This window comes from Clostridium sp. HV4-5-A1G (genome assembly GCF_900184915.1).
Taxonomy (GTDB): Bacteria; Bacillota; Clostridia; order Clostridiales; family Clostridiaceae; genus Clostridium_B; species Clostridium_B aromativorans.
On sequence record NZ_FXYI02000264.1, the window covers coordinates 1 to 3280 of the forward strand.

Consider the following 3280-nt stretch of genomic DNA (forward strand, 5'->3'; position numbering starts at 1 on the left):
TTATAATATTATACAATTATCTTCTATATTTTATAGGAGAAAATTTAATTTGGAAAGTTCGATTAAGTTAAGGTGATTTTATGATATATGTAATTGGTATATTATCTGTATTTATATTTACCGGTGTAAATTTGTATATTGGTATAACTGTTTTTGAAACTTTTAAATATTTTGTGACTTTTATAAATTCATATGTCTATTGGATTGTGTTTTTGCTGCTTGTATTGTCCTTTTTTATAGGAAAATTTTTCAAAAAAATCCTGCCTGAATTTATAAGTAAGATGTTTTACTTAATAGGATGCTATTGGCTAGCTGTAATTTTTTATTTTATAATAGCTGTGATAATATTTCAAATTATCAAATTGACCTGCTATCTTTTGCCTTTTGCTTATATTTCAGATGGAATTAAATGGAGAGCTGTATTTTATGCTGTTTCAATGATGATAATATGTGTTATTTTAATAATTGGAACTTATAATGCAAATTCAATAAGACTGTCGAAATATAATTTACAAGTTGAGAAAAATATAAATGGAATTGAAAAATTGAACATAGTGATGATATCTGATATTCATGCAGGTAGAATAGTGGGCAAAAGCAGAGTGAAAAATTTAGTTAAAAATGTAAATTCATTGAAACCTGATCTGGTTATTTTAGCAGGTGATATTATAGATGATGATGTGGATTTGAAAGAAATGAAAGATATTCTGACGCCATTAAAAGATATAGATTCCGCCTATGGTGTATATGCGGTGTTTGGAAATCATGAATATATCGGCAGAAATACTGGGTATATGACAGAAGAGTATAAGAGATTGAATATAAAACTTTTGGTAGATGAATTTGAAGGTATAGATAATAGATTTTATATAATAGGACGAAACGATATTGCCTATAAGAATTTTACAGGTAAAGAGAGAAAAAATATATTTCAATTGACGGATAGATGTGACAAGACAAAATTACTGATTGCAGTAGATCATAGGCCGGTAGATTTGGAAAATTGTAAAAATGCAGGAATAGATGTTCAGTTTTCCGGACATACCCATAGGGGTCAGCTTCATCCTTTAAATCTTATAACTAAAAAAATTTTTAGGATTGATTGGGGATATTTAAAAGATGGTAAATTTAATATTATAGTTTCTTCGGGATTTGGAACTTGGGGTCCGCCTATAAGAATTCATAGTAGATCAGAGATTGTTGAAGTTATTCTCAAAGGAGCCGTGAATTGAAAGTTCAATAAGGAGGAGGACAGTTTCCAATGGATAAACAGCGAAAATACACTGTGCTAGGTGAAGAGTATGAAAAATCTATGAGTTTAGAAGAAAGAAAAAAAAAGGGCAGTTTTTATACACCTTACTATATAGTGGATTATATAGTGGAAAATATTATGTCCGATTTGGACGTTAAAAAAAATCCTTTTGTAAAGGTGCTGGATCCCTCCTGCGGCAGTGGATATTTTTTAATAAAAGTGTATGAAATTTTAATGAAAAAATTCAGCGAGAATTTAGAATTTATTAGACAGAATTTTAAGGATGAAGATTATAGGATTGAAGATAAAAATGGAATCAGATATATAAAGGGCAGTGAATATTGGCAGTACTCTAACCTGGGCTATCATATACTCAGGGAATGTATATACGGCGCAGATATAGATGAATTTGCCGTAGAACTGGCAAGAATAAATTTGTGCAATAAAAGTGGAATTGATTTTGAGTTTAAATATAATATCATATGCTGCAACAGTTTGATAAAATGGGAAAAAGAACATGAAAATGGAGAAATTTGCGGAGATATATCTGAATTCTGGAAGAGAAAATATGACTATGTACTGGGAAATCCACCATGGATATCCCTCAGCAGAAAATATAAAAAAGAGGATAAGCTGACGAAGTATTATAGTGAGAATTATAGTGGAAATACGTATTTACCCAATTTATATGAATATTTTATAAAAAGATCTATGGAACTTTTAACACCTCATGGAAGATTTGGATTTATAATTCCAGATAGACTGGCCAGTAATCTTTATTACAGAGATTTTAGAAAAAATTTACTTGAAAATTATAGCATATTGAATCTGGTCTTTGAAATAAAATTTCCGGAAGTAAATGCCGATTCCATGATTATTATAGCTGAAAATGGCTGCAGAATGTACAATAAAGTAAATATAGACATATGTAAAAAGAGGATGTATGCTGTGGATCAGCAGAAATATCTGGAAAACTTAAATTTTGAGTTCTCTTACTGCTATAATTCAGAGAGCCTGTTTATAAAGGAAGGTATTGAAAAATCCAGTAAAATGCTTTCTGACATATGCTGTACTTTTACTGGATTCATAGGATATAGATCTAAAGTGACTTCAAATAAGATCAGCTCTAGCCAAGTTAAAATATTAAAGGGCGAAAATATAAGAAAATTTAAGGTAGAAGGCAGCTGTTATTATGATTTTATACCTGAGAATATAAAGGGAGGAACCAAGGATATAAAAAAACTTGCCAGTAAAAATAAAATAGTTATAAGGAAAACTGGGAGCCAGCTGATAGCAGCACTGGATTGTGAAGGATGCATAATAGAACAATCCCTGTATGGTATAGTGGGCAAGAACAGGAAAATTTCCATTTATTATATTCTGGGAATTTTAAATTCAACCCTAATTCAATGGTACTATTTAAATTTTCTAATAACAAATCCCAATTCGACCCCCCAGATTAAAAAGTACAGTTTGGATCGGATACCCATATGCGAATGCAGTTATGAATATAGGAGTGAAGTTGAAAAATTAGTAAATAAAATAATGTATGAAAAAGGGGAAAAAAGTAGATTTGAAAAAAAATTAGACGAAACTGTATTTAACCTATATAATATTGACTATAAGTACAGATATATTATAGTGGATGAAGTACAAAATAGCAGAGATGGGAAAAAAGGTGGCAGAAAATTAAATGGGGGGAATTATTTATGATAACCTTGTTTTGCATTTTATTTGTGATATTAACTTTGTGTTTGGTATTGTCTATAGTGGGAATTGTGATGCTTCCAATTGTAGGACTTGTAATAGCAGCAGCCTTTATTATTGCCATAATAGGAATTATTTTGAAGATTGTATTTTCACTGCCTTTTTTAATACTTGTTATAATATTGGTGATACTGTACATGTGTAGAAATAAATGATCAATTATAATATTCGATATGTAACGAACTATGTAGGCGGTATAAATTATATAGTGTTTATATGTAAAGAATATTATCAAACTTATTTTATTAAAATATATTGACT

General features: G+C 29.5%; 3 protein-coding genes. All 3 read left to right on the forward strand.

Annotation, left to right across the window (positions count from 1 at the left end; all coding sequences use genetic code 11):
• Positions 1 to 80: 80 nt before the first annotated feature.
• From J5G60_RS17415 to J5G60_RS17425, 3 genes are read left to right on the forward strand one after another with little or no spacing between them, the layout of a single operon-like run.
• On the forward strand, positions 81 to 1232 hold the full coding sequence (locus tag J5G60_RS17415) for a metallophosphoesterase (RefSeq protein WP_150359000.1): 1152 nt from the start codon (positions 81 to 83) through the stop codon (positions 1230 to 1232).
• A gap of 29 nt (positions 1233 to 1261) precedes the next feature.
• Entirely contained in the window at positions 1262 to 2965 is a 1704-nt protein-coding gene (locus J5G60_RS17420) for a TaqI-like C-terminal specificity domain-containing protein (RefSeq protein WP_150359001.1), read from the forward strand.
• A complete protein-coding gene (locus J5G60_RS17425; protein ID WP_150359002.1) occupies positions 2962 to 3174 on the forward strand; it encodes a hypothetical protein in 213 nt (70 codons plus the stop codon). Before J5G60_RS17420 ends, J5G60_RS17425 begins: the two co-directional genes overlap by 4 nt.
• The last annotated feature ends 106 nt before the right edge of the window (positions 3175 to 3280 follow it).